The organism is Dakarella massiliensis, assembly GCF_001182045.1.
Classification (GTDB): Bacteria; Pseudomonadota; Gammaproteobacteria; order Burkholderiales; family Burkholderiaceae_F; genus Mesosutterella; species Mesosutterella massiliensis.
The window spans coordinates 603,993-629,294 of the sequence record NZ_CVTY01000007.1; the positions used below are offsets into that span (position 1 = coordinate 603,993).

Below are 25,302 nucleotides of genomic sequence, written 5' to 3' on the forward strand. Positions count from 1 at the left end.
AAATTAAGGTCCCGAAAGAGGAAAGCGGGAACATTCACCCGCCTCCGGTTTCGGGAAGCGTATTAAGAAAGATAGCCCAGAGAACCCTCTGCCGGGTATAAAACTTTCACTGATCCCCTGAATGCAGTAGGGAAAGTTATTTACTTTTTCAGGATTATATGCCAAAGAGCGGCTTATCCGGCTCCCAGGAGACTACCCAGCGGTCCGGAGACGTACGTCCGGTGCCGTCCGGATGCTCAAGCTTCCGGACTTCAGGGCCGAGCCCTGCCGCGTAAATCAGATCCTCGCCGCACCAGAGAAGCGGGAGATCCCCCCGCTCAAAGGATGGGATACCAGCCGCCTGATAGAGATGCTTCAGATTGCGGCTCGGGCGAAGCCGGTAGAGCTTGATTTTCTCGCCGCCCCGCCTGGCCCTGACTTCAAGGGGGCCCGTCCGAAGCAATTCCCCGGGGAATCCATCCTCATCCGCTTCCGCGGGTCTGAAGGCGAGAACACCGCCCCAGGGGGCCAGTTCCACCTCGCGCTCGCCGTTCCAGATAAAAGCAACGGTTTTCGACGTATCGCGGACCGGTTTCGCGTAAGGATGCAGAACAATATCCGCACCCCAGCGGCGGATATCCCAGGCGCCAAGCCGGATCGTAAGCGCGGTGTCTGAGTGTGTCTGCTTCGCCTGACGGAGCGCCTCGATCAGCGTCGCGCGCGGCGGCGGCTCAATCCCGTATGAGGAAATCCAGGCTCTGAGGCAGAGCGCCTGACGGGGAACCGAGAGATTGAGAAGAGAGGCGATCTTCAGCGCCCGGGGACGGGTTTTATCCGTGCAGCGGGCAACATCTTCTGCCGCCACCGAGTGAAGCACGGTGCCCGCCTCCGTCACGAGTTCCACCGAGCGGCTCGCGGCCTTTCTGAATCCGGGTCTCGCCTTATCGAGCACCGGCAGCACTTCATGCCGGATCAGGTTCCTGAGAAACGCCGTATCGTCGTTACTCTCATCATCCACCCAAGCGAGCTCCCGGGCCTTCGCCCAGGCTTCAATCCAGGCTCTCGGAATATCGAGCCAGGGCCGGGCAAGAAGCAATCCGTTTTCGCCGAACTCACGCACAGCGGGCATACCGGAGAGTCCGTCGACCCCGGCCCCCCGCATCCACTGAAGGAAGAAGGTTTCCAGCCTGTCATCCTGGTGATGCGCGGTGAGGATGACATCAAGCTTCAGCTCACGCGCCGCGGACGCGAGAGCCCGGTAGCGTTCTTCTCTTGCCGCCGCCTCAAGCCCCTTCCCCTTCCGGTCCACGCGGACCTGGTAGGCCGAGAACGGAATGCGGCGGGCGTCGCAGAACGCCCGGCAGGTGGATTCCCAGGAGTCGGCATTTTCCGAAATGCCGTGATTCACGTGAAGGGCATAAAGGCCTTCGATCAGGCTGCCCCAGCGGCGGGACCGTGTCAATCGGTGCGCGGCCTCAAGAAGCGCCATGGAGTCGCGGCCGCCTGAAAAAGCGATTCCGACCTGAAGCGGCCGCTCAAGAGGCTGAAGGATATCGTCAGAACGGCCCCGGATCGTGGCGCAGACCTGTTTCAGGCTTTCCGCCAGCGCTTCAAGAAGCTTTTCCTCAAGCGTCCGTACGCCGGGAACCGCGTTCTGTGCTTTTCGCTCCATCCTCTCTCCCTCCGCCCCTCACCGGGGGACGTGCTTAATTGGCCTCTTTCTTCTCCGCCGCTTCAGCTGCTGCCGCGCCGGTCGCTTTCGCCGCGCGGGACTTCGCAGGCTTCGTTTCCTTGGTGTCCGCCGCTTCCTTCGCATCAGGAGCCGCCGGAGCCGCGGTCTTCGCTGCCGCTTCGCGTTCCGCCTTCGCCTCAGCGATCTTCGCGGTCTTCGCGGCATCGCGGGCCGCGATCGCCTCGGCGCGGATCTTCTCCGCTTCGGCGGCCGTTACCGTCTCGTACTCGCCGTAACGCATGATGCGGTTCAGACGGCGGGCGATCAGCTTCTCAGGCGTAAAGCGGCGCAGATATTTCATCCGGTCCGTCAGATTCTTGCGGAGCGTCTTCGCCATCAGTTCCGGATCGCGGTGAGCGCCGCCCATCGGCTCCAGCACGATCTCATCGATCAGCTTCAGTTCCTTCAGGCGGTCAGCGGTCAGCGCGAGAGCGTTCGCGGCTTCAGAGGCGCGGCCCGCGTCCTTCCAGAGAATGGAAGCACAGCCCTCAGGGCTGATCACGGAGTACGTCGAATACTGCAGCATCAGAACAGAGTCCGCCACAGCGATCGCGAGCGCGCCGCCGGAACCGCCTTCACCGATGATCGTCGTGATGACCGGAACCGAGATATGCGTGAGCTCAACGAGATTCCGGCCGATCGCCTCAGACTGCCCGTGCTTCTCAGCGTCAATGCCGGGGTAAGCGCCCGGGGTATCAACAAACGTGATGATCGGGAGACCGAACTTCTCGGCAAGCTTCATCAGGCGAAGGGCCTTCCGGTACCCTTCGGGGTTTGCCATGCCGAAGTTGCGGTACGTACGGCTCTTGATGTCGCGGCCCTTCTGATGCCCGATCACCATCACGGGGTCGCCGCCGAGACGCGCGAGACCGCCGACAATCGCCGGATCATCGCTGTAGCGGCGATCACCATGCAGCTCATAGAAATCGGAGAACATCATCCGGATGTAGTCGAGCGTATACGGGCGGTTCGGGTGGCGGGCCACCTGGGAAATCTGCAACGGGGTCAGTTCCGCGTAGGTCTGCTTCAGAAGCTCGGCAGACTTCTGCTCGAGACGGTCGACCTCTTCACCGATATCCATTGACGGATCCGACTCCTGCATGGAGCGCAGTTCGTCAATCTTTTCGTCAAGAGCCTCAATGTCCTTTTCAAAGTCAAGGAAAGTTTTTTTCACGATTTCATCCAATAGATAGCCGGCGGCCGGAAGCGCTGAGGCTCCCGGGACGCGGGCCTTGTCTTTCCGATATTCCTTGTAGTTTAGCGGCTATGGGCTGAAAAGAAAAAAGCGGGACCTCATCCGTACGGACGAAGCCCCGCGTTACCCGGCATCTTACTGAGCCTCAGCCGGGACTCTTTTTACGCTCTGCGCCAGACTGTGCCTTCCGCCTTGTCGAGCAGCGTAATGCCCTTCGCGAGCAGCTCGTCCCGGATCTCATCCGCACGGGCAAAGTTCCTCGCCTTCTTCGCGGCCGCGCGCTCGTCGATGAGGCGGCGGATCTCCGCCTCATCAAGCCCTTCGGTCGCTCCCTTCAGGAACACCGCCGGATCCTTCTGCAGGATATTCAGCACAGCGCCGAGCCCCTTCAGCTGCCGCACGAGAGCCGGATCCCCGGTACGGTTCACTTCGGTCGCGAGACTGAAGAGCTGCGCCACCGCTACCGGCGTATTGAAGTCATCATCCATCGCGTCCGCGAACGCCGCGGCATTCGGCTCATTCCAGTCAAGCGGCTTCCCGTCACCCTCGCGCCCCTGGAGCGCCTCGTAAAGCCTCGTGAGCCCCTTATGAGCGTCGACGATCAGATCCGGATTAAAGGAGATCGGGCTCCGGTACTGCGTCCTGAGAAGGAAGAAGCGAAGCACCTCTGACCCGTTTCCGGCCCCGAACTGCTCATCCGTTTCCTTCAGTGCGTCGCGGATCGTCCAGAAGTTGTGGAGCGACTTGCTCATCTTCTCCTCGGTGCCATCCGCGGAACGGACGCGGAGCGGACCGGAGTGCATCCAGTAGTTCGCGAACTTCTTCCCGTTCGCCGCTTCGCTCTGCGCCACTTCGTTCTCGTGGTGCGGGAAGATGAGGTCAGGGCCGCCGCCATGAATATCGAAGTTTTCCCCGAGGTAATGGCAGCTCATCGCCGAGCACTCGATATGCCAGCCCGGACGGCCGGCGCCCCAGCGGCTTTCCCACTGCGGCTCGCCCGGCTTCGCCTTCTTCCAGAGCACAAAGTCGAGAGGATCACGCTTCCCCTCTGCGACATCGATACGCGCGCCGGACTGCAGGTCATCGATACTCTTTCCGGAAAGCTTCCCGTAGGCCGGGAACTTGCGGACCGCGTAATCCACGTCTCCGTCGCCTCCAACGTAGGCGTAGCCCTTATCAACGAGTTTTCCAATGATGCCGAGCATCTGCGGAATGAAATCCGTCGCGTGAGGCTCATAGGTCGGAGGAAGGCAGCCGAGGGATTCCATATCTTCCTGCATCGCCTTCGTGTAGAAATCCGTCAGTTCTTTTGTCGAAATGCCTTTCTCGGCCGCGCGGCGGATGATCTTGTCATCCACATCCGTAACGTTCCGGACAAAGGTGACCTCGTTCCCGCGCTCCATCAGCCAGCGGCGGATCACGTCAAACGCCACAAAGGTGCGGCCGTGCCCGATGTGGCAGTAGTCATAGACCGTCACCCCGCAGACATACATCCCCACCTTTCCCTCTTTGATGGGTTTGAAGGTTTCCTTTTTGCGGCTCATTGTGGAGTAGAGCGTCAGAGGTTTCGTGATAGTCATATGGGCAGTGCCCCTCCAGGACAGAATTGGCTCTCGGATCGGAAAGCCTCGGACGCGGACCGCGGGACCTCTCTTCCCGCGATTCCGGTGCTTTCCCTTTCGAGCGGTTAAAATCGTGGGAAAAGTATAGCCGTTCAGAATCGCCCTCAGCGGACAGCGGTCCCGGTTTTGCCCGGCCGCTTTGCGGCTTTTCTCATTTTTTCTAGGTCTGATACCTCATGCTGAAGCACACTTTCAGAAGCGCGGCGCTTGCCCTCTTCATTAGCCTCGCGGCCGTTCCGGCTTTTTCACAGACGGTCCTTTACCCGATTCCTGAGCAGCAGAAGGCTCCGGAAACCGAGCAGGACTACCCGATCTTCGTGAACCGGATGATCGCGGACGGGAACTACACAAAAGCGCTTCAGTACGCGGATGAGGGGCTCGCCAAAAATAAGCGGAATGTCGCCCTGATGTTTAAGCGCGCGACGATTCTCGAGCACCTGGGGCGGCGGGATGAAGCGATGGCGGCCTATCAGCAGCTGATCAACGCTTACCCCGAGATTCCGGAGCCTTATAACAACCTCGCCATCCTGACGGCTGACGGCGGCAAGGGCGATATCGATCACGCGATCGAACTCCTTGACCGGGCGATCACCGCGAATCCGAATTTCGCAACGGCGCACGAAAACCTGGGAGACCTATACGCGCTGAAGGCTCTGCAGAATTACCGTCTTGGGATGCCGGCGAACACCCCTGCTAACCGCGACGCCCGCCGCCGCGTGAGTGAAAAAATCGCGATGCTGCAGATCGCGACCGGGAACGACCCGGATCCGGATCTGCTGAAGCAGCCGGGCGCGGAAAAGATCCCGGCGCTTCAGGAAAAGCCCGCGGCGAAGGCGGACCCGGTTGAAGCGAAGCGGAGCGCCGCTGCGGCTGCCGTGCTGAAGAACCGCGCGGCAAAGAAAACCGCTCCGGCCAAAGCGGCGTCCAATACGGTGACCACGACCACAGGCGGCATCACGGAAACGGTTCAGAAACTCCCCGCTCCCGCGGCTGCCGCCCCGGCACAGGCTTCAGCACCGCAGCCTGGCAGCTACAGCGCGAAGGAAAACGGCACCGGGAGCACCACGAAGAGCACGCTCTTCAAGCCGCTTCCCGAACTGAACTGAGACTCAACACTCCAGGCGTGAACCGCTACAATGGGATGCCTCTCAGGCGGGAGTCCAAACCGGTCCTTTTTTCCGGTTTCTTCCCCCGCTGAGACACTTAATTACCAGTTACCAGCAAGAGGACTGACAGCATGATTCGTCTTACGACCAACCAGGGCGCGATTGAACTTGAGCTCGACAGCGAAAAAGCTCCGATCACCGCGAAGAACTTCGAACGCTACGTCACCGAAGGTTTCTACGACGGCACCATCTTCCACCGCGTCATCAAGGGCTTCATGATCCAGGGCGGCGGCTTCACGGCCGGCATGAGCGAGAAGCAGACTCACGATCCGATCGTGAACGAGGCGAAGAACGGCCTGAAGAACGACAAGTACACGATCGCGATGGCCCGCACGAGTGACCCGGATTCCGCCACCGCCCAGTTCTTCATCAACGTTGCCAATAACGATTTCCTCAACTACAACCCGGGCAATCCGGGGTATGCTGTTTTCGGCCGTGTGACGAAGGGCACCGAGGTGGTGGACGCCATCGCCAAGGTCCGCACCGGACGCCGCGGCTGGTACGACGATGTGCCGCTTGAAGACATCGTCATCCTCAAGGCCGAAGCGCTGTAACAAGGCCTCCGGGCGCAGCCTGCGCCCGGGGAACGGACCTGCAAAGGAAAAGGAATCGCTTGAGAAATGGCTGAAATGATTGCGCCGGCTCTTGCCGGCACCAAAGAAATAGCTCCGCTTGAAAATCCGGTTTTCATCTCGGACCTGCATCTCGCCCCGGAGCACGATAAGACGCTGATGCAGTTCTTCCGCTTCATGAAGACACAGGTGCCTTACTACAGCGAGCTTGTGATTCTCGGCGACCTTTTCGATTTCTGGCTCGGTGACGACACCATTTCGTCCGCGGAGTCCGTAGTCAAGGCGCTCGCCTACGCCTCCTCCATCGGGAAGCGCGTTCTGATTGCCCAGGGGAACCGTGACGTGATGCTCGGCCGCGACTTTGCCGCGGCCTGCGGCGCCACGCTTCTCGCGCCTGAAGTCGCGGTGAAGTGCATTGGGAAAACCATCCTTCTCTCGCACGGCGATGAGTGGTGCACGAAGGACGAGGAGTATCAGAAGTTCCGCGCGATGACCCGTGACCCGCAGTGGCAGCTCTCCGCACTCAGCCTTCCGGTTGAGAAGCGTATTGAGCTTGCCCGCCAGGCGCGCGCTCAGTCCGAAACCACGAAGGGCAGCAAATCCGCCGCCATCATGGATGTGGTGGATGTGGATGTCTACAAGGCCGCCAAAGCGCATAACGCGGATATCGTGATTCACGGTCACACACATAAGCCGGCGAGCCACGAACTCGCGGATATCGAGCGCTGGGTGATTCCCGACTGGGATCTCGATTCCGGTGAGGGGAAAGATCACTGGGGCTATATCCGCACGGTGAACGGTCAGCGTCTGCAGATCATCATGTAAGCCGCACGCAGCCCGCGCTGATGAAGGAGAAGATTCCGAGCCTCACGCCCGGATCTCCTCCTTTTTTTGTGTCCGCGTTATTCTTAGATTCAGCCGGAATCCGCTCTTACTCCTGAAGGAGACTCTATGTCTGCGACACCTAACCCCATGACCGATACGCTTCGCGCCCACACCTCAGTCCGGGCCTTTACTGATGAACCGGTGAGCCAGGAAGATCTCGAAGCGATATATGAATCCGCCCGCGCGGCAAGCTCCACCTGCTTTCTGCAGGTCACCACGGTTATCCGGATCACGGATAAAGAACTGAAGGCGAAGCTCGCGGAACTCGCCGGCAATCAGAAGCACATCATCGCGGCGCCCGAATTCTGGGTGTTCTGCGCGGATTATCACCGCGATCAGGTCCTCGTGCCGAAGGCGGATCTCGGCTGGACCGAGCAGCTGATTGTGGGTTGCGTGGATGCCGCGATTCAGGCTCAGAACGCCTTTGCCGCGCTTGAAGCCCTGGGACTCGGCGGGGTTTACGCGGGCGGCATCCGGAATCATATTGAGGAAGTGGACCGTCTCCTTAAGCTTCCGCAGAATACCTTCCCGGTGGTCGGCCTCGCGTTCGGGCACCCTGCGCATAAGAATGAACTGAAACCCCGGCTCCCCGCTTCCATCACGCTCTGCGAAAACGCCTATCAGGAACCCGATCCGGCGAAACTGAAAGCCTACGATGAGCAGATGAGGAACTATTACCAGCATCGCTCGTCCAACGCGAAAGACACCGCCTGGTCTGATGAGCTCGAAAGAATTCTGCTTCGCGAACGCCGTCCGTTCGTCCTCGGCTTCCTGCAGAAAAAGGGATTCGCGGAAAAGTAAGAGAATCCTCTTGCAAAAGTAAACCGGCATTTTCAAGGGGGCCTCCCCGAAAAATGCCGGTTCTTTTTTGCGAGGCGGCTCAGGCAGCCTGACGGACTTCAGAGCGCCGAGTCAAGGAATGACCGTTCCGCAGGGTCTTCAATCGCCGGAGCGTCCGACTCATCAAGGCCCTTCAGTTTCGCGATTTCGCGCTCCAGGCGATTAATCGTTTCGCGCTGGACATCAAGTTCCTTACGAACCTGATTAAAGGCCCGCGTCACCGGATCCTCAGCGCCTTCAACAACGCCGTATGCGCTGAAGTGCTCGTGCTCAGCCTGTTTCGCGGCTTTCTTTTCACCGGCCACATGACCCGGAACGCCGACAATCGTCGCGTTCGCCGCGATCGGCTTCAGGCAGACCGCGTTCGAGCCGATTCTGGCGTTCCGTCCGACAGTCCATCCGCCGAGCACCTTCGCGCCGGCACCGACAATCACACCGGGTTCCAGCGTCGGATGACGCTTTTCACCTCGCCCGAGACTCGTGCCGCCGAGCGTCACGCCCTGGTAAATCGTGCAGTCATCCCCCACCTCAGCGGTTTCACCGATCACGGTGCCCATACCGTGGTCAATAAAGACACGGCGTCCGATTTTTGCTCCCGGATGAATCTCGATCCCGGTGAGAAACCGGGCCACATGACTCACCCAGCGGGCGAAGGTGTACCAGCCCTGGATCCAGCACCAGTGACTCAGCCGCCAGAACTGCACCGCGTGAAACCCGGGATAGGCGAGGAGCACTTCAAGCGTGCTGTGGCACGCCGGGTCTCTCTCCCGGATAATCTGGATATCTTCTCTCACTCGCTCAAACATGGAAATCAGTCCTTAAGGTTCTGGCAGGATTCGCCTATATTACCCGACTTTTTCACTCGGGTTTAAGTGGGCGTCAAAATTTATCCCTGATCGGATTTCTTCCCGGCTTTCTTCTGTCCCTTCCTTTCGGTTTTCGGGCAGATGATGGCCGCGCACACGCCCCGCAGCATATCGACCTCTGGCTGCGTAAGCCCCGCGCGGGCGATAATCCGGCGGGTCATCGGCATCAGAAACTTGGGTTCTGCCGGATTGAGAGCCCCGCAGGCTGTCATCGCGCGGGCCCAGTGCTCAAGGAAGCCTTCGATCGCGGGCACTTCTGCCGGAGGATCCCGGTCAAAACGGGTTTCCCAGTCGTAGAGCTTGCCTTCGTTTCCTGCACGGCTGCGCTGTGTCATATGGAGTTCATACGCGGTCACCTGCACGGACTGCGCGAGATTAAGGCTCGGGCTCTCAGGATCCGCGGGGATGGCTGCGATCCCCTGACAGACCTCGATCTCCGCATTCGTGAGACCGCTGCGTTCCGTACCGAACACAAAAGCGATGTCACCGGGTTCAGACGCAAGGAAATCGCAGGCGCGGGAAACCGCGGAACGGAGTTCCTCGATCGGGGGACCGTACTCGCGGTCATACCCCGAAAGCGCCCAGGCAAAGGTGACTCCATTCAGCGCCTCAGTCAGCGTCGCGACTGAATGGCTCTCCCGCAGGACGTCGACCGAGCTTGTCGAAAGCGCGATCGCGTCCGGATGCTCCCGATAATCCGGGTGCTTCGGATTCACCACCCAAAGGTCTCTGAAGCCCATCGTTTTGATTGCCCGGGCGGCGGCACCGATGTTCGCGGGGAGACTGGGGTCGCAGAGGACAAACCTCACCCGGGAAGCATTGTTAGGAGTCTGCATTTCCTGATACTCACGCATAAAGCTGAATTGAAACCTGAAGATGGTAACAGCTTTAGGCGAGGGTGCCGCCTCCCATCCCCGCTTTTCCGCTGTATCCTTCTGTCGCCGGAATTATTTTTACTCGTTAAAATAACGGTCTCTTTATTGCAGGGAAAAATCACGCCTGGGCACTCTATCGTCCCCCCTCGTTCTCTTTTCCCCGATCTTCTTACCCCATTAACAACCAGGTGCATCTGAACATATGGCCAACATAGACATCGCCATCCGTGCGGCCCGCGAAGCAGCCGACATCATCAACCAGGCTTCCCGCAACATCGAAAACGTCAACGTCCAGACGAAAGCTCTTCATGACTACGTCACCGACGCGGACAAGGCCGCCGAGCGCGCTGTCATCGATATTCTGTCTCACTACTGCCCGGATCACGCCATTCTTTCCGAAGAGGCTGGGCTTGTCGGTCAGACGAATTCCGAGTTTGTCTGGGTCGTGGATCCGATCGACGGCACGACGAACTTCATTCATGGCTTCCCGCAGTACGCCGTGTCGATCGCGCTGAAGCGCGGGAACGACATTCTTGAGGCCGTGGTCTACGATCCGCTGAAGGATGAGATGTTCACCGCGACCCGCGGCGAAGGTGCCCGCCTCAATAACCGCCGTATCCGCGTTTCCGGCCGTACAAGCTTCGGCGCTTCGCTGATCGGCACGGGCTTCCCCTTCCGCGGCGGTGATGACTTCGAGGGCTATGCCCGTGTCTTCACCTCTGTCGCGAAGCAGACGTCCGGCATCCGCCGCGCCGGCGCCGCCTCGCTCGACCTCGCTTATGTCGCCTGCGGCCGTCTCGACGGCTTCTGGGAAAGCGGTCTGAAGCCCTGGGATATTGCCGCTGGCTCTCTCCTCGTTCTTGAAGCCCGCGGTCTCGTGACTGACTTCGATGGGGATGACCACTATCTCGACACCGGCTCCATCGTCGCCGGTACGCCGAAGATCTTCGGAACGCTCTTCCCGATCGTTACCAACAAGGTCGCCTGAGTACGGCAGAGGTCTGAAACTTCAGACACTCTCTGAATCGGGGCGGTTCATTTCAGAATGAGCCGCCCTTTTTCTATTCTCTCTTGGCATACAGGATAAAATTTCACCCTGCCCGCTTTTTTCAATCCCCGGGAGACGCTTTACAAAGTGACCAAGCCCAGCCTTAACCAATCCACAGAGAACGCTGATCTCTCCACACTCACCCCTGCCATGCGGCAGTTTATTGAAATCCGCACAGAGGTCGCGAAGCAGCATCCGAATATCCTGCTCCTCTACCGGATGGGAGACTTCTACGAAACGTTTTTTGAAGACGCGGTGGAAATCAACAGGCTTCTCGGCATCACGCTCACGAGCCGCGGCAAGGGAAAGCCAGATGCCATTCCGATGGCAGGCGTCCCTTTCATGACGCTGGACTCGTATCTCGCGCGTCTCGTGAAACTCGGGAAATCCGTGGGCATTGTGGAGCAGATCGGAGACCCGGCAGCAGTCAAAGGCACGATGCCGCGGAAACTCGTGCGGATCGTGACCCCCGGCACCATCACAGAGGATGAACTGCTTCCGGCGAAGGCGGACGCCGCGCTGATCGCGGTCTGCCCTCCCTCCGGGAAAAAGTTCCCGCAGTGGTCCGTCGTGTCCCTTGTTCTTTCCAGCGGCGCGTTCAAGGGCTTCTGCTGCACAGAGGACGAGCTTCCGGGCGAAATCGCCCGTATCTCGCCTCAGGAAATCCTGATCCCGGACTCCTGCCGGGAGACCGCGAAGTCTTTCTCAGGAGCCGCGCAGCTCACCCCGCTTCCCGACTGGCATTTTGATCCGAAGCACGGAACCGATGAACTGCTCCATCACTTCAATATGGAGAATCTCGACGCCTGGGCTGTGAGCGAAAAGCCCGGGGTTCTCGCAGCCGCCGGCGCCATTCTGGGGTACGTGGAACAGACTCAGGTGGACGCGGTGCCGCATATCCGTCCTCTTGTCTTTGAGGAATCGAGCCGTTTTGTCGGCCTTGATCCCTCAAGCCGCCGGAATCTGGAACTCACGGAACCGCTCCGAAGCGAAAACGGGCCGACCCTTTTCTCCACGATCGATCACTGCCACACCTCGATGGGATCCCGGATGCTGCGAAGCTGGATCACGCAGCCGCTGCGGGATCCAGCGGTTCCCCGCGCGCGGCACGAAGCCGTTCGGGAGATGATTGAAAACGAATCACTCCGCGACGCGCTTTCCGAGCCCCTTAAGAACCTTCCGGATCTGGAACGCGTGGCGTCCCGTATCGCTCTTGGTTCCGTGCGGCCGAGAGAACTTTCCGGGCTCCGGGACGCACTCCCAGCTCTGCAGAGGCTCTCTGAAGCCGCCGCGCTCTCACGGGTTCCGCTTATCTCCGACACCGCGGCGATCCTGAAACCCGATCCCGCGCTTACCGATCTCCTCGGCAGGGCGCTTCTTGAGCTTCCCGCCGTTACGCTCCGGGATGGGCGCGTGATCGCGGATAGCTTCAGCGATGAGCTGAAAGAACTCCGGGAACTCCGGGACAATGCCGGCAATGTGCTCGCGCAGATTGAGGCGCGGGAAAAAGAGCGGACCGGCATCCCGACACTCCGGGTGGAATATAACCGTGTCTCCGGCTACTACATCGAGGTCTCCCGGGCTCAGGCCGATAAGGTGCCGGATGACTACCGCAGACGTCAGACACTGAAAAATACCGAGCGCTTTATTACGCCGGAACTCAAGTCCCTTGAAGACAAAGCGCTCGCCGCCAAAGACCGGGCGCTCGCGCTCGAGCGAAGCCTCTATCAGGGGCTGATTGAGTCCTGCAGCGGGTACGTTGACGCGCTTACGCGGGCCTCAGAAGCCGCGGCGACGCTTGACGCCCTCCTCTCTTTCGCTAAGCACGCGGCCGATATGGAGTGGACGTGTCCCGAGCTCTCGGACGCCCCTGGACTCGCAATCGAAGGGGCCCGGCACCCCGTTGTTGAAAAGGCGCTGGAGCACTATGTGGCAAACGACTGCTCGCTTGAACCCGGGCGGCGGCTTCTCGTGATTACCGGCCCCAATATGGGCGGCAAGTCGACCTATATGCGCAGCGTCGCACTGATCGTGATACTCGCGCTTGCCGGCTCCTGGGTTCCGGCGAAGCACGCCCGTATCGGTTCGATCGACCGGATTCTCACCCGCATCGGCGCAAGTGACGATCTCGCGCGCGGTCTCTCCACCTTCATGGTCGAGATGGTTGAGGCCGCCGCGATTCTTCATCAGGCCACTGACCGGTCACTCGTTCTCATGGATGAAATCGGCCGGGGCACGTCAACCTTTGACGGCCTGTCGCTCGCTGGCGCCATCGCGCGGGAACTCGCGGATCGGATCCGCTGCTACACGCTTTTCGCGACACACTACTTTGAACTCACGATGCTCGCGCAGACCTGCGCTGAAGTCGCGAATGTGCACGTCAAAGCGGTGCAGAGCGGCGGAAAAGTGGTTTTCCTGCACGAAGTCACCGAGGGTCCGGCAAGCCAGAGTTACGGCATCGCGGTGGCTCAGCTCGCCGGGGTTCCGCAGCATGTGATCCGCGAAGCGAAGGCGATGCTTCGGGAATTGGAGAAACGGGCGGAAGAGAATGGTCCCGAGCCGGATCTTTTCTCATCCCCAGCAGCTTCGCTTCCGGAACCCGAGATCGAACTGGAAGAGGAACGTGAGAGTCCTGAGGTGGAGAAGGCCCTCTCCATCCGGGATGATCTCCTCGCGATCGACCCGGATACTCTCACTCCGCGGGAAGCGCTCGCTTCGCTCTACGAACTCATCCAGAAAGCAAAGAAGCAGGATTGATCGAGAGAAGGACACATAGCAGGGATCCGGATTCACCGATTCGGATTCCTGCTCATCCCCTGACTCTCCATTTCTGTTTGCTGCTTCTCTGACCAACAGGCGATTATCTCCTCCCACGCTTAATCAGAGACGGGATCTCTTGTTCCCTCTAGGAAACCATCTGTTTTTTCAGCTGTTCCCCTCGCTTTTCCAACAATTTCGGGACACTTTTTCCGGGAGAGAAGACACTGACACAGATGCTTTCCTTCCCATCTGAATGCGGCTCAAAAAGGCTCATTCGTTGTTTTCTTTCATGCTAGATTGATGTTCAACGTGATTGAGGAATGGGGCATCAGGTTGCTTCTACAACTGCAGAAATCCCCGATACCTAAAGAAAACCTCAAGCCTGAAAACCGACATACAGATTGATGGAGTAACACCATGGAATACAAGTTCACGAAAGACAATTTCGAAACCGAAGTGCTGAAGAGCGATAAGCTCGTGCTGATCGACTTCTACGCCGACTGGTGCGGCCCCTGCCGCACGATGGGTCCGGTTGTTGACCAGATTGCCAAGGACTACGACGGCAAGGTGAAGGTTGGCAAGATCAATGTCGACGAAGAGCACGAAATCGCGGCGCAGTTCGGCATCCGTTCGATTCCGTGCTTTGTCTTCATGAAGGATGGCGAAGTGGCGGATCACGTGGTCGGCGCTGTTCCCGGCACCGAGCTGACCTACCGTATCGACGAGCTGACGAAGGCCGCCTGATTCGAGAGAAAAAAGAAGGGACCGCCGGCTGACGATCCCTCTTCTTCAGGCACTGAGGCGAAGCAGACTTCGCCTCGGTGCTTTTTCTTTACTGGTGCACCGATCAGGTGATCAGTCCTTCAGGAAGTAAGTCACGGTCGTCACGACACGGACCTTCTTCTCATACGGCGTGCTCTGATTGGCATCCGTAATGGAAAACTGTCCCTGGTTCGCGGACTTGATCTTTCCGATATGGGAACCCGAGTCCGCCGCGAACTTCTGCGCCACCTCACGCGCGTTCTTCGTCGCTTCCTCAACCATCGCGGGCTTCACCGTGTTCAGTTTGGTATAGAGGAACACCGTATTCCACTTATCCGTGGTCACCGGAACGCCTTCGCCAATCAGCTCCTTCTGAGCCGCCATCAAACGGCGAACCTGATCCACTTTCGTGGAATTTACCGTAATGGAACCGGTGAGCGTATAGCGCGGACCGCGCATATCCATACCCTCCGCGTTCCGGTCCTGAATTTCCGGAGCCCCAAAGCTGAACTCGGAATCCTCTAGCCCGCTCTTCTTCAAGAACGCCACCACTTTCTGGCTGTCCGCCTCAACCTTCGTATGCGTGGTGAGGAGGTTGTCGCCGGTTTCCTTGAAGGTAATCGGCCAGATCACCTGATCCGCCGGGACTTCCCGCTCAGCAAGCCCCTTTACCGTGACAACCCGAGTCTGCCCCAGATACTGGGACACGCCGGTATAAAACATGCAGCCAAGAAAGATCAGACCAACCGCTACGCCGGCACCAATCAGCCCGCCAGTGGTCCATCCGGAATTTTTTTCCATCACGCAACTCCTTCAATCCGAGAGATCAGAAGGAAAAGCCTCAAAAAGCTTTTCTTTCCCACTATTATTAGGGAGCTTCCCGGAATTGAAAAGACCGGCTTTTTTATAAAGTGTTACAGAAAAGGCATAATATGCAATTAGATCAGGAATGGGATGACGTTGAAGTAGACGAAGGCGGTATCGATCCGAATGATTTCTCCCATTACCTCGAGACCGATGAGGTGCTGAGAGGATTCGCGATGATCGCTCTTAAGCGCGGCTACGAAATGATTGACGCGGGAGAGGATCAGGGCGTTGTGGCTGAGGCGCTGGTTCTGCTCTTCCACGAGTCTGAAGTGCCGGATGCCTTCGATATTTTCAGCTGGGCCTCTGACTACTTTGAAAATGTCGACTGGAACGACTTCATGAATACCTATGTTTCAAGCCCCGCAGAAGGTCTCTTTTCAGAAGAAGAAGCCGGAGCGATCCGTGAGTCGCTTGACCGGGCGCTTGAGCAGACCCAGATTGAAAACGCCTGAGAGCATTACCCCGCATTCGGTTCTATGCTCCCACGAGCTTTTCCCGATCCAGTACAAGGCGGCTTGCGGGGAGCAAATAAAGGAAAAACGCGAAAACGAGCGACGCGGGAGCCGCGCCGAGAACTGAGAGCGGGATAGCGCCCGCGATTGACCAGGGAATCAGAGGCGCGATCACAATCGCGCTGTCCTCAATATCCAGCGCGAGCTTCTCCTGATCCGGTCTCACGCCAGTGCAGAGGTCATGAGTCAGCATGGCGGCGAACGACTGATTGCAGGAGACTCCGCAGGCAAGAATCGCGGCCAGCGTCACCGCGCTGACAATTGATACCCGGGCCGCGACTCTTTCGATCATCCCCCGGATCCCCTGAAGCAGCCGGGTACGAATGAAAATCCCGGCGTACGTCGCTGAAATACAGACAATCGCGATCCCTTTTGCGAAGGACACCATGCCGCCCCCATTCATCAGATGGGCAACGGTGGCATTTTCTGACTGGTAGCCCAGCACAAGCATGCTGAGAATGTCAGATATCCCCATATGCTGAATAAAGAAACAGATGAGTGAGGCCGCCGCGACGCTGATCCCCATGGTGAGTCTGACGTTGACGCGAAAGAGTACGAGCCCCACCACAATCAGAGCAGGGATCACCGTGATCCAGGAGGAGACAAAGACTGAAGCAAAAATCCCCCGGATTTCCGGAACCTGGCCGCTCCCGGGATAAAGAAACCCCATCAGAAGGTAAAGGAGAGACGCCAGAAAAAAGGCCGGCGCACCGGTCACCAGCATTCTCTTCAGGTTGCGTCTCAGGTCCGTATGCGTGATCGCTGAAACCAGCATGGCGCTGGTTGACATCGGAGACCACCGGTCACCGACAAAGATTCCTGACATCACAGCACCCGCTGTGAAAAGCGGCGGAACGCCAAGCGACGCCCCGATCGTCATAGAAATCACGCCCATGGTCGCGACGGTGCCGAACGACGTTCCCGTGAGAACCGAGAGCAGCGTATTCGCAAAGAAAATGAGAACGAGGAAATATTCCGGGCGGATGAGATCGGAAACAAAAATCACGATATCCGGAATCGTGCCCGCCGCCCGCCAGCTCGCGGTCAGCATGCCGATAAAGAGAAACGTGATGAGGATGCCGCTCACCGTGCGGACGCCCTCAAGCGACATCTCCCAGACTTCCCTGAGGCCATACCCCCGGAAGACCGCGAAACCCGCGAAGAGGAAATATCCTCCCGCGAGCGCGTAAAGAATGGAAAGTCCGGACGCGACGCAGAAAACGAGAAGCGCGCCGAATAACAGAAGCACTACGGCCTGAGGCATCGCGTCTCCAATCTCAGGGATTACTTTTTCGGAAGAGTGGCAGCGGCCGCCTTTTCAAGCGCGGCCTTCAGCGTTCCGACATGGCTCGGCGCTCCGGCCTTTGCCGCGTAGAGGAGCGTTACCCGATCGGTGCCTTCCGGAATGGAACGAATGAATTCACCGACCTCGGGAGACGATTCAAGCTCCTTCGCGTAGCGCTCGGAAAACGTCTCAAAACGCCCTTCCTTATCTTCGTGAAACCACTTCCGGAGATCCGGGGATGGCGTGATTTCTTTGGCCCAGCAGCTGATATCAGCATCCGCCTTCTTCACGCCTCGCGGCCACAGACGGTCAACCAGGACACGGTAACCATCTTCCGGCGACGCAGGTTCATAAATTCTTTTGAGAGCAAATTCCATAGTGACTCAGTCTCCAAAGACATTACTCAGACGTAATGCCCTATCTTAGGCGGTTTGGAAGCGTCTATGGATCCCTCTTTTTGTTTTTGGGAAACGGCATCCTGAATATCGGGTTCCCTGCGTATCGTCATCGGCAGGGCTATGGCATAAAAATTACAATCTCTCATCAGGCAGATGACGCGGTTCCATTCCCCGTCACTCTTCGTCTTTTTTCTCTTTCCCCGCATCAGGAGCTGTCAATGGAATTTTCTGGATGGCTTGGCTTTCTTTCAGCCAGCATCTTTCTCGCGTTTGTCCCCGGACCGGATAACATTTTTGTTCTCCTGCAGTCCGCGACAAACGGCTTCAGATCCGGTTTCTTCGTGATTCTGGGGCTCTGCACGGGGCTGGTGTTCCAGACACTCTGCGCCACGCTGGGTCTTGCGGCTGTGGTCGCGGCGAGCACATGGCTCTTCGGAGCTATCTGCGTGCTCGGGGCACTCTATCTTCTTTATCTCGCCTGGGGAGCCTGGCACGCTCCGATCGTGGCTGAACCCTCTGCCCGGGTTTCATCCCTTGCCCCGCAGGCCGCCTGGCGGCGCGGAACACTGATGAACATCACGAACCCCAAAGTGCAGATCTTTTTTCTGGCGTTCTTTCCTCAGTTTCTGTTCGAGGGGGCCGGCACCGCGCCGGTTTGGGTACAGATGCTCATCATGGGAATCACATTCATCGCAGCGACGCTGCTTGTCTTCACCTTGATCGCGTTTTTTGCCGGGGCTTTGTCTCTTCGGCTGAAGAAACCCATGTGGCAGCGTGTGCTGAACAAGGGATCCGCCGTTATCTTTGTTCTTCTCGCGCTCTCAGCGCTTTATCAGATCGTGTCTCATCAGACGGGAGCGTAATTTTCGGACCATGCCCCTCAGACGCAAGCCGGGGTACTGAACCAGACAGTCTTCGATTTCTCGAATCGGCCTCTCCGATGAAATTCTCTGTCACTGCGCCTAAGAAAAAATCCCAGCCGGTATCGGCTGGGATTCTGGAACTTGGGGTGGCGGGAGCAAAGAATCCCCTATTATCAGGGCTTACAGACGGGTTAAAAAAATTTACCCATCATCTTACCCATCATAAAATTCTTGCTGGGCGCCGAGGATTCAAGTGCAACTTTCCTCATTTTCCCTTGCTGACATTTTTCTACGGTCGCTCAGGAAAAGGGTAAAAACCTCTAAAACCCCCTTTTTCTCCCATCTCTTATTTTATCTTGCGGTCCAAAAAATTTTGCACGCGCAAAAAAATCGTTAAAGACGCGGTCTAGGTTCGGCTGAGTTTTTTATTTTTACCCGCCTCGGGGTGGTCAATCCTCTCGTTCTGTCTCTTATCTCACCGACAGACGGTACAGTTACAACCATCCGTTTTTTCCGAGCGGAACCCGAGTCTGCAAAATTTTCTGTATTTCCAGGAGAAACAGTTCGTTAATCTGCTCTTCTACCTTCTGGTACTGTTGTAGGTGTCGTAAGTAAGTTTTCTGTTGCATCCGCTGCGGCGCGGCCAAATGCCCTCCCTCCATCCGAGATAGGATTTTTTTCTTTTTCAATCGAAGCCTTTCCATTTTGTCGGCTTGGGCACTCCAGTAAGTAAGCCGCATGCAGTGCCGGCAGCCCACGTCTGAACCAATGTACAGCGTTCCTACTCGCTGTCCGCATCTCGGGCACACAAACCATCGGCGTACCCCACCGAGATGGCAAGGTTGCTCAATCGTTTCGACCGAAACCGCTAGATGCTGCCACGGTCGATCCTTTGCCTCTCGAACCTGAAAGGTTACGCGTACGCTGTTGCCCTCCAGCCCGATCAATGCACTGCCGTATGAAGAATCACCAACCTTCCAATTGATGACCCGTGGTGCCTTTAACAATGCAGCCTTATTCACCTTGATCCAACTCATCGGGATAGAGCGCATATCTTCTACTGCGTACCGTGTGCGCTCAGGGCGCCTCCCACTTCCAAAGCCTCCCATTTTCTCAAATCCATTGTGAATGCAAACCGTCAGCCTTTGATAACAGTTTGATTTTCATTTAAAAATCGTTTATTGCTTGAATCATCCTGATTCCCTCGAATTTCCTTCAACTTGAGCAACATGGAAAGTGTTCGTTCAAATTTTCTATCTAAGTGGGCTTCATATCGTGCGATTTGCTCAAAAGGAAAGCCGTGAAATGAACTTCCTGCTGCCTGCTGCCGTATCTCGGTAACGCAGTTCGTGATTTCTTCTGCGTTATCTACTTTCTGAGAAACTTCGTTCAGGATGAAGTTTTCAATGTCCTCTTTGGTATTCGAGCAACGCGAGGTGGCGTACCAAAGATCCTGAAGATCCTCAGCCAGCAAGCCGAACGCCTGCCGGGCCGCTCCTTTCCCTCCCTGAGCCAGCCGCTCCCCCGCAGCCTTCAGCGACTCCCTCATTTCTGCCAAATGCTTTTTGTGCTCTCGCAAGCCATCTTCGTCTAGGGCCAGAAGTGACCGCAATTCCCGCTCTATTTCTCCACCATCATCCCCAGAATCATTAATGTGAAGATGGAATGGCCATGAGGTATTGATTAACCTCTTGGGAAAATTAATTGTGCGCTCCAATCCGTCGTTAAGGCTTGCCGCTTCGGCAGTCAGTACGCGGCGCTTTCTCCAAACGATAGAGGCGAGTTCTTCAACCAGCACATTCTCAGTCGGACCTTGAGGCAAATATTCGGCTATGAACTTATCCCGAAGTTCTTCAAAGGCCTCTTTTGATTCATGGGGAAGAACCGTTACAGATGAACGCAGACCGTGCTTGACTGAATTGAAACGTGTCATTTCATACCGCTTATTTTCATCATTGTCAGTCATAGTGAATTGTCCTAATTGATTTTTGAGGAAAAATCTATTCGCTTTGGACGTCTCCAAACCGAATTCCACCACCATTAAACAAGCTGATAGGTTGGAAGCTTCCCGGATTTTTTTATGCGAATGAGCTTCTTATCGTTGACGTTCCAACCTTCATGGTGCTTGAGCCACCAACCCGACCTTTTCCGGTCAAGTGCATAACCGCAGACCAAACCGGCCTCCTCGAAGATTCCGAATACTTCAGAATTGACGGCATGGGCCTCCACCCATTGAGCAAGGTCCCGGACAGTGAATGGACGTTTTTCAAAATACCCATGAATGGCATCAAAAACTGCTCCGACTTGCTCACGTTCCGGATCCTCCGTCATCACTTCAAAAACACGCTGCGCGGGGTCTGGGCGCCCCAGCCAGAGCAAGGGGTACCGGCAAAGGTCTGACCACTGAGAGTAGGAATTCAAGGTTCTCAGCGAAGGGGTTTTGGGCGAGCCTGCACGAATCCATGCAGCAATGATCGTCAATGCGCACGAAACATACTTTCCCCTTTGTTTCTTGACTTCTTCAAGCAATTCCGGCCGTTTATACTGCCTCGTCACCGGTAGCTCTTCGGTCGGGTTAAGGTAGATGGGCACCACACGCCTTGTCATATCACGGATTGGTCCTACGTTATTGCCGCTTGATAGAATCAGGGTGCGGGTGCTGAGTTCAGTTACGCGGCTTGCCCCTAGAATTCGCCCACTGACTACAGGTTCTGTCAGGACCATGCAAAGACTTTTGTGCGGAAAGATATCTGTGGTTAGATTGTCAAACATGATGACCGGAGGAGCCGGAAGCAACAGTGAAATTAAAAGTTTCTGACATTCTTCATCGTTAGTCGGGAAGTTTGATGCGCCAACATCATCTCCCGTAGCGAATATCGCAATGAGGTAGGTCAGGTAAGACTTCCCAGATCCCGGCAGATGAGCCCGCACATGAAACATGGGGGCCACCCTCAATTGGGCACGTATGACCGCCGTCAGTATTGCTGCGACCGCTGCGCTGCGGTCGCATTCTTCTTCAAACGGAAATTCCTTCAACAATGCCTCAATTCCATTGAGGGCTCTTTCTGCGTCTTCTTTGGTTGGAGCCTCTGGCACCGTGAAGTCACTGGCCTTAAAGTCACCGTAAAGTTTCGTTTCGGGGTCGTAACCCGACTCCGTTCTAATAGCACCATCCTCCTTAACTGAAGGCTGACGGGTAATTCCTATGAGTTCGGGCAACGGGGTGTGGTTACCGCCTTCCAAAATGGCCTGCAGATATTTGGTAGGAGGGTCACAAACCGACATCTGCTTGCTTCGCCCGTCATAATGCTGCCAGCGCGTCAGGGAGCTTAGGTCAACCAGTAAACAAGAAGCATTAACCTCTTCTACCGCAAGCCTCCCTTCTAAGCCGCAGCGCACCACTCGGACAATTCGTCCGCTTCTTTGAAAGAAATAGCCGGTTTGAGCCAGCACCGTGTTTACTGCAATAACGATTCGTTTCGCTTCTCCCGGTCTAATCGTGATCCGAGGGAACATATATGCATCCTCTGGATTTACACCGAGGAATTCAAGCAAGTCTTTGATGTTTCGCCCAGCGCAGTGACCGTGCAGACATTTGAAGCCACCGACCGGATGATGTTCGTCAGGCTCCCAGTATTCGGCGCCTGTATCAGCCATATCTGTGTGCTCGGACCTCCAAGGACAGGTGATCTCGTATTTGCCTGAAGAGGTTCTTTTCTTCACCATACCCTTGGACTTCAGAGTTTCGAGGACGATATTGAACTCTGGAGACGGAGTGAAGACGGAGCTGCCGCCGCTGACCTGGCTGGGCTGAATAATGGGAATAGCTGTAGTCTGTAGATGCTCTGGCGTTAACTTAAGGCCAAGTCCTGCAAAAATTTCTTCGGGCGTATAACAGCAACCGGGTTCCCAAACTCTGAGCCGACATTGGAAAGGCGGGTGTTTCTTTCCATTGCAACCGACGGGAAGCCTCATGAGACGGGCCGTGGGGCCGCCGGCGCCAGGATCAGAAAGCCCTGCAGCAATAATGGCTTTAGAAAGCTCATCGGCCTTTCTGGGGTCTGTGATTGGCTGTTTTAAAAAAAAGCCAACTTGAAAATTATTCTCCGAAGTCTCGAGAACATAAGAAGGGGCAAGTGTGATCCGATCAAAAGGGATCTGCGCCTTATTATCCTGGCGGGCAATAACTTTGGGAGTCACATCGTCAAGCCCAATGACATACTGCGCGCTGAAGAGTTCTTTCTTACGCGAATATTTGCCAGCCTTATCCGGCCGAAAGACTGAAAGCGTGTAATAGTTGTTCTCGTCAGCAGCAGACGGGATACTCTCATTCACAAGCCGAACAGCTGTCCAATTGCCATGGCAAGGATCACCATGGAACCGTACACCAAGAGGACAAGGGCTATTTCCTTCACCTGCTTGATAAGCCAAGCCTTGAAACGCGATTTTAATGAAGTCTGCATTTGAAACCTCCAACGGTTTTTGAGAAAGATGCTCGGAAGAGAGCACGAAGTCCGTAGCGCCGTGCTTGTCAATGTCAGTCATGGCAGGTATCTCCCGTAACATTTGATCGGGCTGCCACTAGCTCTTTTACAAGCACCCGAATCTCATCGTTTGTCAGCCCTTGGATGCGGGCGCGCTTGACGGCCTCTATTTCGGAGACAAGCCAGGCAGAACTGCGGACTCCGATCTTGACAGGCGGAGGAAGCAGACCGTTGGCAATGTAGGCATACCAGGTTGAATTGGCGAGAATCCCGGTTTCCTGCTGCGCGGCTGGTTTCCGGTAAAAGACATCGTGGGTCATATTTGAATCTCCTTAGAGATCTGTTTTTCATGGAACGCATTAAACCTGGTGCCACAGGTTGTTTGCAGACCACGCGATGACTTAACAAAATCAGCATGTTATATGATTATTTATCGTTTTATGGCACTCGAGAGTTTGAAGATGCGCAAGGGGGAGGGGCGCCCAAATCGGAGACTGGGTGAAACAGGGGGCAAAATTCAGGAGATGGAACGTCAGATCTGTTTCTTCTCGGCCATCCAACGAAGAAATATCTGGTGCTCTTTAAAGGCAGCGGGTTGTCGCTTTAGACGGGATACTATTTTCTTGGTCTGGTCTACAGAAATACCATTTTTTTGAGCGACGAATTGATAAGCGCCCCCTACAGGATGCATTTTTATTGCCTGATCGACCTCGGCCCAGATGCGGTGCGCGCGGGCGATGGGGGGCTCAGTGCTCTTGTCGGCCCAGAGCAGGATGGCTTTCTCAAGAGGATCGAGGGTGTAATCAACCCCATCAAAAGCGAGCACATCGGCCAGTAAAGTCGGGTGGTGAGAATCTTCTGCTCTCAGAACCCATCCGGTTTGCTGCTCGTGTTCGAGGAAAAGCAAAACCCGATGATTCCCGGACAAGACAACTCCGAGAAGAAAGCCAGTAGTCTGAGGCTGTTTGTCAAAAAGTGGACGGCAATCAAATGCGTCAGTTAAGAACTGGATTACCCGGTCGACAGAGAACTGAAACGATGTCTGCAGGGATGGATTTATAGCAATGATGTCTCCGTGGTGTGCCGGGCAGACGATGAAGGTCGCGTCTTTCCTGCCGTAGGGCTGGATGACGTCAAGGTTGATGCATTGTTGCTCACACCTATCGCAGTTTGCTGTTTTCGACGGAGGCGCCGGTTTTACCAGATCTGCGTCAAGCAACGCCTTCCACCTGCTATCGGACCAGCCGCCCTCTTCTCTCTGCTGTTCGCTAAAGGTAAGAGTTCGCCTTTCAGGAGAAACAGAAGCCAGGAGCTGACGCAGTGGATCATCAGAAGGAAGTGGCGCTGGTTCTCTCTTCTTTGGGCGTGCCATCACCCACCCTCTTATGCGGCTCGATGCCTGACATGATAAACATTTGTTGAATCATGCTATCAATCTCAGCCGAAGCCAGGTTGCACCAACAAGGACATGTCACAGCCACTCGCTTTGATCTGGTGGAACCGTTTTCGGTCTTGTACCTGACTTTGATTTCGGCCTGAGATACCTTGTAGGGGTCAAGAGACTGACGTTTCTTGAATTCGGAGAGCATCTCCTGAATATCCTGCGAACCGCCTTTAGGAGGCGCCTCGAAGATAATCCTGCGGTTTTTCGCGATATGAGTAAGGCGCAACTTGGCGATATCCGCCGAGACGATCCGACTGGTGGGAGGCCAAGTGAACGAAAAATCTGATGAAAGCAACGGAGTCAGATCATATACACTCAGGTCTGTTTTTGAACAGGAAAGCTTGCTAATCCCCAGGCATGATTCTGCGAAAATGGCCTCCAGGTCTTCGTAAAGCTTTGAGAATCCCTTGCAGTATATCGACAGAGATTCCTCAATCGAGTCGTATAGAAAAACCAGCTTCTTGGCGCGTTTAACGGGCCTGGATGTGAGCTTTCCACGTTGCCATTCTTCGCTGCTACGAGCAAAGTCTTCAAACGACGCGAAGAAATAGATGCGATCGTCGCGCTCGATTTTTTCGACATCACAACTTTTCCCGCGGCTATCCGTCTTTGCCAGAAAGGCGCCAATTCTTTCCTTGAGTGCCTCACACGCTTCGCGAGATGTATCCAGACCATCCGCTGGGACATTGTTGCGTTTTTTCCAAAAACGGCTCGAAATACGGTCTGCAAATGCTAAATCGACAGCCTGTGGCCAAATACTTTTGCGCTCGATAAAAGTCCTGAATACCCTAGTTTCAATGGTTTCGGCTTCTTTTTTGCATTCATCCCCGTTTTTTTCTATTGGTGCCAGAGTGTCGAAGCTGAGCAGAGTCTGAATCGCGTGAAGGCCAGTTTCATCAGACATCGCGATCACTTCGCCGAGCTCGCTTTCTACCTTATCTCGGACCTCCGGCTGCAGTCCCTGCCAGGCGACGATCTTACCCTGTCGCGAGCTTGATCTCTTTGCAAGGGCTGAACTTTTGCAACCGTAGACAGAGCCGAAATACCGGGCCACAAGGTCTGCGGGGTATTTCCGAAGAAAGGTTTGAATGGAAAGCGTTTGGCTCATGGGGCCCCCGAGAATGAAAACGGGATCTTGACGAGAAAT

22 protein-coding genes and 1 pseudogene are annotated in these 25,302 nt (G+C 56.1%); 9 read left to right on the plus strand and 14 right to left on the minus strand.

What is annotated here, in order from left to right; translation table 11 throughout:
* Positions 1-154 precede the first annotated feature (154 nt).
* The 3 genes and pseudogenes from tilS to cysS form a co-directional block, all read right to left on the minus strand.
* Positions 155-1,651, minus strand: a complete 1,497-nt coding sequence (tilS, locus tag BN1936_RS09065; protein ID WP_022443530.1) for a tRNA lysidine(34) synthetase TilS — start codon at positions 1,649-1,651, stop codon at positions 155-157.
* Between the two features lie 262 nt (positions 1,652-1,913).
* A pseudogene (locus BN1936_RS09070) lies at positions 1,914-2,888 on the minus strand (acetyl-CoA carboxylase carboxyltransferase subunit alpha); the annotation flags it as partial.
* A gap of 179 nt (positions 2,889-3,067) precedes the next feature.
* Positions 3,068-4,486 (minus strand): cysteine--tRNA ligase, encoded by a 1,419-nt coding sequence (gene cysS, locus BN1936_RS09075; protein ID WP_022443528.1) that lies wholly within the window; start codon positions 4,484-4,486, stop codon positions 3,068-3,070.
* Between the two features lie 218 nt (positions 4,487-4,704).
* Between cysS and BN1936_RS09080 the strand changes: the two genes are divergently transcribed.
* The 4 genes from BN1936_RS09080 to nfsA all read left to right on the plus strand — a co-directional run bounded on the left by BN1936_RS09080 (position 4,705) and on the right by nfsA (position 7,952).
* A complete protein-coding gene (locus BN1936_RS09080; protein ID WP_049687214.1) occupies positions 4,705-5,634 on the plus strand; it encodes a tetratricopeptide repeat protein in 930 nt (309 codons plus the stop codon).
* Between the two features lie 131 nt (positions 5,635-5,765).
* On the plus strand, positions 5,766-6,248 hold the full coding sequence (locus BN1936_RS09085; RefSeq protein WP_022444682.1) for a peptidylprolyl isomerase: 483 nt from the start codon (positions 5,766-5,768) through the stop codon (positions 6,246-6,248).
* Positions 6,249-6,314: 66 nt separating this feature from the next.
* Entirely contained in the window at positions 6,315-7,091 is a 777-nt protein-coding gene (locus BN1936_RS09090) for a UDP-2,3-diacylglucosamine diphosphatase (RefSeq protein WP_022444683.1), read from the plus strand.
* A gap of 126 nt (positions 7,092-7,217) precedes the next feature.
* The gene (gene nfsA / locus BN1936_RS09095) at positions 7,218-7,952 is read left to right on the plus strand and encodes an oxygen-insensitive NADPH nitroreductase (RefSeq protein ID WP_022444684.1); all 735 of its coding nucleotides are present in this window, start codon (positions 7,218-7,220) and stop codon (positions 7,950-7,952) included.
* Positions 7,953-8,050: 98 nt separating this feature from the next.
* Here nfsA and cysE read toward each other — a convergent pair whose 3' ends face one another.
* On the minus strand, positions 8,051-8,797 hold the full coding sequence (cysE, locus tag BN1936_RS09100; RefSeq protein WP_022444685.1) for a serine O-acetyltransferase: 747 nt from the start codon (positions 8,795-8,797) through the stop codon (positions 8,051-8,053).
* An 80-nt stretch (positions 8,798-8,877) separates the two neighbouring features.
* Positions 8,878-9,693: an RNA methyltransferase gene (locus BN1936_RS09105; RefSeq protein WP_049687476.1), complete on the minus strand. Its 816-nt coding sequence runs from the start codon at positions 9,691-9,693 to the stop codon at positions 8,878-8,880.
* Between the two features lie 241 nt (positions 9,694-9,934).
* Between BN1936_RS09105 and BN1936_RS09110 the strand changes: the two genes are divergently transcribed.
* The 3 genes from BN1936_RS09110 (at position 9,935) to trxA (ending at position 14,284) form a co-directional block, all read left to right on the plus strand.
* On the plus strand, positions 9,935-10,720 hold the full coding sequence (locus tag BN1936_RS09110; RefSeq protein ID WP_049687215.1) for an inositol monophosphatase family protein: 786 nt from the start codon (positions 9,935-9,937) through the stop codon (positions 10,718-10,720).
* Positions 10,721-10,867: 147 nt separating this feature from the next.
* The gene (mutS, locus tag BN1936_RS09115; protein WP_022444688.1) at positions 10,868-13,537 is read left to right on the plus strand and encodes a DNA mismatch repair protein MutS; all 2,670 of its coding nucleotides are present in this window, start codon (positions 10,868-10,870) and stop codon (positions 13,535-13,537) included.
* A gap of 420 nt (positions 13,538-13,957) precedes the next feature.
* Positions 13,958-14,284, plus strand: coding sequence for a thioredoxin (gene trxA / locus BN1936_RS09120; RefSeq protein WP_022444689.1), 327 nt, complete (start codon positions 13,958-13,960; stop codon positions 14,282-14,284).
* Between the two features lie 111 nt (positions 14,285-14,395).
* On the opposite strand, the gene BN1936_RS09125 is transcribed toward trxA, so the two are convergent.
* Positions 14,396-15,103 carry an SIMPL domain-containing protein gene (locus BN1936_RS09125; RefSeq protein ID WP_022444690.1) on the minus strand — a complete coding sequence of 236 codons (708 nt, stop codon included), beginning with the start codon at positions 15,101-15,103 and terminating at the stop codon, positions 14,396-14,398.
* A gap of 131 nt (positions 15,104-15,234) precedes the next feature.
* Between BN1936_RS09125 and BN1936_RS09130 the strand changes: the two genes are divergently transcribed.
* Entirely contained in the window at positions 15,235-15,621 is a 387-nt protein-coding gene (locus BN1936_RS09130) for a hypothetical protein (protein ID WP_022444691.1), read from the plus strand.
* Positions 15,622-15,643: 22 nt separating this feature from the next.
* On the opposite strand, the gene BN1936_RS09135 is transcribed toward BN1936_RS09130, so the two are convergent.
* Both BN1936_RS09135 and BN1936_RS09140 read right to left on the minus strand, forming a co-directional pair.
* Positions 15,644-16,945, minus strand: coding sequence for a Na+/H+ antiporter NhaC family protein (locus BN1936_RS09135; protein ID WP_022444692.1), 1,302 nt, complete (start codon positions 16,943-16,945; stop codon positions 15,644-15,646).
* A gap of 20 nt (positions 16,946-16,965) precedes the next feature.
* Entirely contained in the window at positions 16,966-17,343 is a 378-nt protein-coding gene (locus BN1936_RS09140) for a DUF488 domain-containing protein (RefSeq protein ID WP_022444693.1), read from the minus strand.
* 239 nt (positions 17,344-17,582) lie between these two features.
* On the opposite strand from BN1936_RS09140, the gene BN1936_RS09150 reads away from it, so the two are divergent.
* Complete coding sequence (locus BN1936_RS09150; RefSeq protein WP_022444694.1) at positions 17,583-18,227, plus strand: LysE family translocator; 645 nt, start codon at positions 17,583-17,585, stop codon at positions 18,225-18,227.
* 494 nt (positions 18,228-18,721) lie between these two features.
* Here the strand turns inward: BN1936_RS09150 and BN1936_RS09155 are convergent, their stop codons facing one another.
* The 6 genes from BN1936_RS09155 to BN1936_RS09180 all read right to left on the minus strand — a co-directional run bounded on the left by BN1936_RS09155 (position 18,722) and on the right by BN1936_RS09180 (position 25,263).
* The gene (locus BN1936_RS09155) at positions 18,722-19,264 is read right to left on the minus strand and encodes a hypothetical protein (RefSeq protein WP_049687218.1); all 543 of its coding nucleotides are present in this window, start codon (positions 19,262-19,264) and stop codon (positions 18,722-18,724) included.
* Positions 19,265-19,365: 101 nt separating this feature from the next.
* Positions 19,366-20,193 (minus strand): hypothetical protein, encoded by an 828-nt coding sequence (locus BN1936_RS09160; RefSeq protein ID WP_022444695.1) that lies wholly within the window; start codon positions 20,191-20,193, stop codon positions 19,366-19,368.
* A 74-nt stretch (positions 20,194-20,267) separates the two neighbouring features.
* Positions 20,268-22,772, minus strand: coding sequence for a hypothetical protein (locus BN1936_RS09165; protein WP_022444696.1), 2,505 nt, complete (start codon positions 22,770-22,772; stop codon positions 20,268-20,270).
* Complete coding sequence (locus tag BN1936_RS09170; RefSeq protein WP_022444697.1) at positions 22,765-23,031, minus strand: helix-turn-helix transcriptional regulator; 267 nt, start codon at positions 23,029-23,031, stop codon at positions 22,765-22,767. The genes BN1936_RS09165 and BN1936_RS09170 overlap by 8 nt, the downstream gene beginning before the upstream one ends.
* 212 nt (positions 23,032-23,243) lie before the next feature.
* On the minus strand, positions 23,244-24,083 hold the full coding sequence (locus BN1936_RS09175) for a hypothetical protein (protein WP_022444698.1): 840 nt from the start codon (positions 24,081-24,083) through the stop codon (positions 23,244-23,246).
* A complete protein-coding gene (locus tag BN1936_RS09180) occupies positions 24,040-25,263 on the minus strand; it encodes a hypothetical protein (RefSeq protein WP_022444699.1) in 1,224 nt (407 codons plus the stop codon). The genes BN1936_RS09175 and BN1936_RS09180 overlap by 44 nt, the downstream gene beginning before the upstream one ends.
* Between the last annotated feature and the right edge of the window lie 39 nt (positions 25,264-25,302).